The sequence below is a fragment of the Vibrio sp. 2433-A1 genome (genome assembly GCF_056726085.1).
This window is the reverse complement of the sequence record NZ_JBRESC010000051.1, coordinates 1-6,229: the sequence shown is the minus strand read 5'-3', so window position 1 is coordinate 6,229 and position 6,229 is coordinate 1. Positions and strand designations below refer to the sequence as shown.

At 42.3% G+C, this 6,229-nt stretch carries 6 protein-coding genes; 5 read left to right on the top strand and 1 reads right to left on the bottom strand.

Going from position 1 to position 6,229, the window contains the following annotated elements; translation table 11 throughout:
• Positions 1 to 30: 30 nt before the first annotated feature.
• Positions 31 to 999: an IS30 family transposase gene (locus ACU01J_RS21280; RefSeq protein ID WP_481087369.1), complete on the bottom strand. Its 969-nt coding sequence runs from the start codon at positions 997 to 999 to the stop codon at positions 31 to 33.
• A gap of 804 nt (positions 1,000 to 1,803) precedes the next feature.
• Between ACU01J_RS21280 and ACU01J_RS21275 the strand changes: the two genes are divergently transcribed.
• From ACU01J_RS21275 to ACU01J_RS21255, 5 genes are all read left to right on the top strand, one after another.
• Positions 1,804 to 2,325: a GNAT family N-acetyltransferase gene (locus ACU01J_RS21275; protein ID WP_481087418.1), complete on the top strand. Its 522-nt coding sequence runs from the start codon at positions 1,804 to 1,806 to the stop codon at positions 2,323 to 2,325.
• A gap of 452 nt (positions 2,326 to 2,777) precedes the next feature.
• Complete coding sequence (locus tag ACU01J_RS21270) at positions 2,778 to 4,004, top strand: hypothetical protein (RefSeq protein ID WP_481087417.1); 1,227 nt, start codon at positions 2,778 to 2,780, stop codon at positions 4,002 to 4,004.
• 166 nt (positions 4,005 to 4,170) lie between these two features.
• Positions 4,171 to 4,437 carry a hypothetical protein gene (locus tag ACU01J_RS21265; protein ID WP_013571723.1) on the top strand — a complete coding sequence of 89 codons (267 nt, stop codon included), beginning with the start codon at positions 4,171 to 4,173 and terminating at the stop codon, positions 4,435 to 4,437.
• A gap of 163 nt (positions 4,438 to 4,600) precedes the next feature.
• A complete protein-coding gene (locus tag ACU01J_RS21260) occupies positions 4,601 to 5,101 on the top strand; it encodes a hypothetical protein (RefSeq protein ID WP_069492142.1) in 501 nt (166 codons plus the stop codon).
• 153 nt (positions 5,102 to 5,254) lie between these two features.
• Positions 5,255 to 6,175, top strand: coding sequence for an IS5 family transposase (locus tag ACU01J_RS21255; protein WP_481085133.1), 921 nt, complete (start codon positions 5,255 to 5,257; stop codon positions 6,173 to 6,175).
• Positions 6,176 to 6,229: the final 54 nt, after the last annotated feature.

Sequence of the window (6,229 nt, the reverse complement as noted above, 5' to 3'; positions counted from 1 at the left end):
CTTAGTATCAAGTTTGAAGTGCGACACTTTTTACAGATGCGCATGAATATACTCCTGTGGTGTAAAGAACCCAAGTCTTTTCCTTGGGCGCGAGTTTAGCTTTCCAGCTATTTGGTTACAGAGCCTCTGTGTCACATGTGACATAGAGGCTTTTTTAGGTAAGTACTGTCTAATTAAACCATTCGTATTTTCATTGGTTCCACGCTCCCATGATTGGTACGGGTTAGCAAAGAAAAACAAACACTTAGTTTGTTTTTCTAACTGAGCATATTGGTGAAATTCAGTACCATTATCAGCAGTAATCGTTTTGAACGGTAAGTCTGATTGCTTAATAATCCTCTTCACTCGAGCGTTCAATGAATTAGTCGTTCTGTCGTCTAATTGGCCTATAAAAGTATAACCGGTCATCCTATCTACTAACGTCACAATGCAGTGTTTGGTTCCTCGCCCAATGACGGTGTCTATTTCCCAGTGTCCAGGTTCAAGACGAAGTTCTGCTTCGTCTGGTCGCTCAGATATATGTTTCTTTGCGGCTAAGCGGCCTCTGCTGTCGTTAGAGCGGTATCTTTTACGCCTTTGCTTAGTTGACTGGCGTAGGTGTTTCCATAACATTCCGCCTTCTGCTTTGTTATTCCAAACATACTGGTAAATCAGTTCGTGACTCATCGTTTTTTGACCAATTCGCCTTAGAAATCCAACTATCTGTTCAGGGCTCCAGTCCAGTTGCAGCAAGGCTGCAACGAGCCTGAAGTCGGTTTCGTCATAGCGCTTGTTTCGCCTTGAGCGAGCGAGCCTATTTCGAGCTCGTTGTTGAGCGTACTCAGGTTGGTACGAGTACCTGTCAAAGTATTTGTTATAGCGCTTATTACGTTCTATCTCACGATAGATCGTAGACTTGTGACGGTTGAGTAATCTAGCAATTCCAGCAGTACGTAGTCCTTGCTTTCTTAAGATAGAAATCGTATATCTTTCTTTCTCAGTGAGGTGTGTATATTTCATGGTTTTACTTCTTGGCGGGAGCAAAAATCATGATTATCGCATCTCACTGTTTTATTTTTCAGTGGTGTCGCACTTCGTACTTGAATCCAAGAAACATAACAAGCAATTTAAGAGGGATTCACAACGCTCGGCATTTTTGCTTCTACTTCAAATTTAGCGTTTATGGCACAATGTTTTAGGTTTGGGTGGAGGCGTTGTTCACCCCTTAATTGGGCGTTAGGCAAAGAGCAGGAAAGTTCTTTGTTCTAATCTTCTTGCACCCTTTGGCAGTTCGTTTCTCAAAGTCGGCAAATCAGCATTTTCGGCTTAAATTCTTGAACCTCTCCAACCGTAAAATATGCCAAATTTCGTGGGTTACCTCATTGGTTTTCAGTGTTGGTTGGTGGTGAATTTCACTGACTTAAAGTGTGGAAATGGCAAGTTAATTGAAGCTTTCGTTTTTGTGGTCAGTTCGCAGCTTTTAGTTTTCTTAGGTTCAAAAGCTACTTCGTCGCTAAAAGGCTGTATTTCGTGAGCGTAAAAAATGATGCTGTAACATGGTAACTTCAGTGGTTCTTGAATTACAAAAAGTTAGTGGGTGATTGGTTGCTTATCGTGTTTAAGGTATTCTGTATTCAAACCAAGTTAGTGAGTACACAGAAAATTTGCCTAACAAACAATTTAAGCAGATTCGCAACGCTCGGCATTTTGGGTTTGAATCGGCTTTAGTGATTAAGGTGCAATGTTCGGGTTAAGTGGCGGCGTTGCTCACTACTTAATTGGGCGTTAGTTTGCTACAAAGAATCTGGAAGTATTGAGGAAGATATGAAAGTAGATATTAGACCAGCCAAGGAAGACGAACTGGAACCTCTCCATTCTTTGGTTATTTCAAATGATGAATGGATGAAGTTCAATGGTCCTTACTTTCCATATTCTCACCCAACATTAGAACAGTTTGAAAGTTCATCATTTCAGCGTTTACTAGCAGGCTCAGACTTACAATTAATCACTGTTGACGATATTCCTGTTGGAACGGTTAGTTGCTACTGGGAATGTGAAGAAACGCGTTGGCTTGAAGCTGGTGTAGTTATTTACGGTGCACAGTATTGGGGTAAGGGAATTGCTGCGCTTGCTCTACCTTTATGGGTATCGTACTTGTTCGAAACTAAAGAAATCGAGAGGGTCGGTTTAACCACTTGGTCGGGTAATCCTCGAATGATGTCTTTGGCCTTGAAACTGGGTTTTCAACAAGAAGCGAGACTTAGAAAGGTTCGTTACTACAATGGTGAATACTATGACTCCGTCAAATATGGGGTGTTACGGTCGGAGTGGTCAGAACGCAACTAACAAGCAATTTAAGAGGGATTCACAACGCTCGGCATTTTTGCTTCTACTTCAAATTTAGTGTTTATGGCACAATGCTTTAGGTTTGGGTGGAAGCGTTGCTCACCCCTTAATTGGGCGTTATGTTTACATGTATTTCAAAGGCTTAATTGTCTTAGGCTCTAGTTCTTTTTCCCTCTGGCAATCCGTCCCTAGTAGACTCAGCAAATCCGCATTGTCGGTCTAAGTTCTTGAGTCTCTCAGCCCGTAAAACATGTCAAAGTTCGTGGGTTGCTTCATTGTCAGGTCGTGGCGGTCGGCTTCTTGTTTAACTGGCTCAAAGTCGCTTTCAGGTTCATTACCAAGCAGCATTTCAGCTTGGCAGCTGCCTCGGCAATTCAACATTGTTTTGCGCTTTGGTTGGAAAGATAGGGCGCTTGTTGTTTCTTGGTCGGGTTGCCTCATTGGGCAGGGAAGTGGAATTACTTGTTTTGGGCTGGTCGCCTTTGGTGGTTAAGTTGGCTCTTGCCTTGTGGTTTAGCTCAGAAAACCAGTCAGAAATAGCAGTTCTTTCTCAATTAAATCATGTGTTTGTGGTAAAACATAACAAACAATTCAACAGTGATTCGCAACGCTTGGCGCTCTCACTTCGGGTTGAGTTTAGTGTTTACGGCGCAGTATTCAATTTCAGTGTATGCGCTGCTCACACGTTAATTGGGCGTTATGTTTTTGGAGGAGTTTTGACATCATTAAGTAAAGCAAAAAGTTTGGAGTGTGGTGAGATTCTTACTCCAGAGCTAGCTGAATCATATTACAAAATGGGGCTAATTTTCGATAAGCGAAAGTTTGTATGCATTGGCAAAGGGTGCACCTGTAAAATAACATGCGCTAACATGGACAACCCAAAGCGCAAAATAGATCCATACTTTAGAACTGTTGAACAGCATTCTAAGTCATGTGATATCTACGAAACTAAGTACAAAAATACCGTCGACCTCGGTGACTTCTCACATGTGCCTTCCGAGCAGGGTAAAGACTTAGAACGACCTGATGAGTTTATTTTAGTGCGACCTAATAGTCATTTTGTCGAAGAAAGAGCTTTACCCAATGTTGAGGGTATTGAAACTGTAACGGTCATAAAAGGCGAGCCAACGGGCAATATCGAGCACTACTCGCCTACAAATTTCTATCATCTTGGCTCATTGGTGGCTAAGTACAATAGATATGTAAAAGCAAATTTACATAAAAGACTTTCAGTTGCCATAGGCGAGAACAAATACCTTTATAGCGCTCTTTTTAAGCGCCTAGAAGAGCAACACTTTAATAGCTATGAAATCGTAAGCCAAAGGAAAAGAGTCTACTGGGGGAAAATATCTAGTGTTGAAGTTCAAAGCAATGGTGATATAAGGTTTACATTGTCCGATACCTCCAGGTTTAAAACCGCTCCCGCAATAGTTTCCGTATTTGTAAAGAAATCTGTGCTGGACAGCTATCGTTTTAGACCTCCAATTCGACAGGCAATCGTTGACTGCATCGGAACGACGTCGGATGAACTGTATTTGTATATTTATGGAATCCCAGCTCTAGAGGTTAAAGACAGAGTTTTTTTAAACTTCCGGCCATCTAATTTGGACCTTTTGGAAATACAAAAACATAACAAAGCGTTTAAGACAGATTCGCAACGCTCGGCATTTTCGGTTTGATTCAGCTTTTGTGTTTACGGCACAATGGTTTAGGTTAGGTGGTCTGCGTTGCTCACTACTTAACGCGGCGTTAGGCGCTTGGTTCAAAACGTAAGATCAAGCTCTTGGAAGTTGTGTCTTAAATCATTGATAATGTGTCCAAACTATCTAGTAACTGAGTTTGTATATGGAAACCTCAAAAGAAGAACTTCTAGCCTTATTAACGAAAGAGTGCGAATTGTACTCGTCTATTCCTGCAATTGAGCAACAGCAAAAGCGGGATAAAAAGTGCTTTATAAATGGTTTGATGACGGCTTGCCGAGTGGTCGGTATCAGTTTTGAAGAACTGAACGCGATAATAGAATTGATGCCTCAACAGCCAAAGTTCAAAGATATAGATGAGCAGTTATCTATCCCTACATATGTACGTAACAACGTTGAGATTCAGTTATAAAACGTGGCTACGCGCCTAACAAACTGTTCAAGAGGGATTCGCAACGCGTGGCATTTTCACTATGCGTTGGTTTAAGTGATTAAGGTGGTGTGCGGTGGCTTCGGTATTGCGTCGCTCACCCCTTAACAGGGCGTTATGTGATTAATCATCAATCGAGGAAAAAATGAATAAGATAGTAGTAGGCTTGATTTTGAGCTTTGTCTTAGTTGGTTGTTCAAATCTGGGCACGACTCGTGCCGTTAATGGAAATATAGTCCAAAACATCGAAGATCCTAACGACTTTGGTTCAATTGCGTATGTTGATTATTACGATGTTGATACGCTAAGAGCAATCGAGAAAAAGAAAGCGGAACTAGCGTTTGAAGAGCCTGATTATTCGAAGATTCCGGTAAATGGATATTTGCTGGCACATGTTAAAGCGCCAACAATTGAATCGGCAGATACGAAGTGGTGGAAAACCGTAGTTGTTGACGAAGCTGGAAATGTGTTGGCGAAAAAGCAAGGTAGTGCAAGCGTAGCGTCATACGAGACAACGAATGGAATTACAGTATGGAAAAACTCTATGTTAGTTGTGCTACCAGAAGTTCAACCTCCTTTTAATGTTTACATTGTCAGTGACTTATTAAATAAGCGCTGGGGATACAAAGTTCTGGGTAAAAATTAATCACATAACAAACTGTTTAAGAGTGATTCGCAACGCGTGGCATTTTTGCTATGCGTTGCGTTTAGTGTTTAAGGGGCTTTGTTGCGTAATTCGATGGAACTAAATCAGGAAGTTACGATCTGATCGGCTACATCAGTTAATCATCGTAGCCTTATGCCGAAACCTCGTTACAAAACAACTAACTGGAAACAGTACAACAAAGCCCTAATCAACCGTGGTTCACTCACTTTCTGGATTGATGAGGAAGCCATACGCGAGTGGAAGCAAAGCAAACAGAGTAAGCGCGGCAGGCCTCGTCGATTCAGCGACCTAGCCATTACTACCGCACTGATGGTAAAACGCGTTTTCTCTATGCCATTGAGAGCGCTGCAAGGTTTTCTAGACTCAGTATTTAAGCTGGCTAACATACCGCTTGTTTGTCCGCATTACACCTGTATAAGCCGTCGAGCCCAGCAGGTTGAGGTTTCATTTAAAACTAAAACCAGAGGTGCGATACAGCATCTGGCCATTGATGCCACTGGTCTCAAGGTTTATGGCGAAGGTGAATGGAAGGTCAAGAAGCACGGTACTGACGGGAAGCGTAGAGTCTGGAGAAAGCTGCATTTAGCAGTCGACACCAGTACTCACGAGATAGTAGCAGCAGAACTGAGTTTATCTAATGTCACTGATTCAGAAGTCCTTCCTAATTTGCTCAAGCAAACACGTCGACAAATCATCGAGATATCTGGAGATGGTGCTTACGACACAAGGAACTGCCATGATGCCATACGGATTAAGCGAGCTATTCCGCTTATCCCACCAAGAGAAGGGGCAGCCTTCTGGGAACAAGGACATCCTCGCAATTTAGCAGTGGGTTGCCAAAAGCTCTACGGCTCCAACAAGAAGTGGAAAAAGCGGTATGGTTATCACAAACGTTCACTATCAGAAACAGCCATGTATCGAGTGAAGCAGTTGCTAGGTGGGAGGTTAAGCCTGCGAAACTACAATGCTCAGGTTGGCGAAACCTACGCCATGATTAAAGCGCTGAACAAGCTTACAGGGCTTGGTATGCCTGAAACTCAGTTTGTTGTTTAAGAATTGCACAATTTCGGGCGGTTTGTTTTTCTGTCCGAATTACGCAACAAAGCC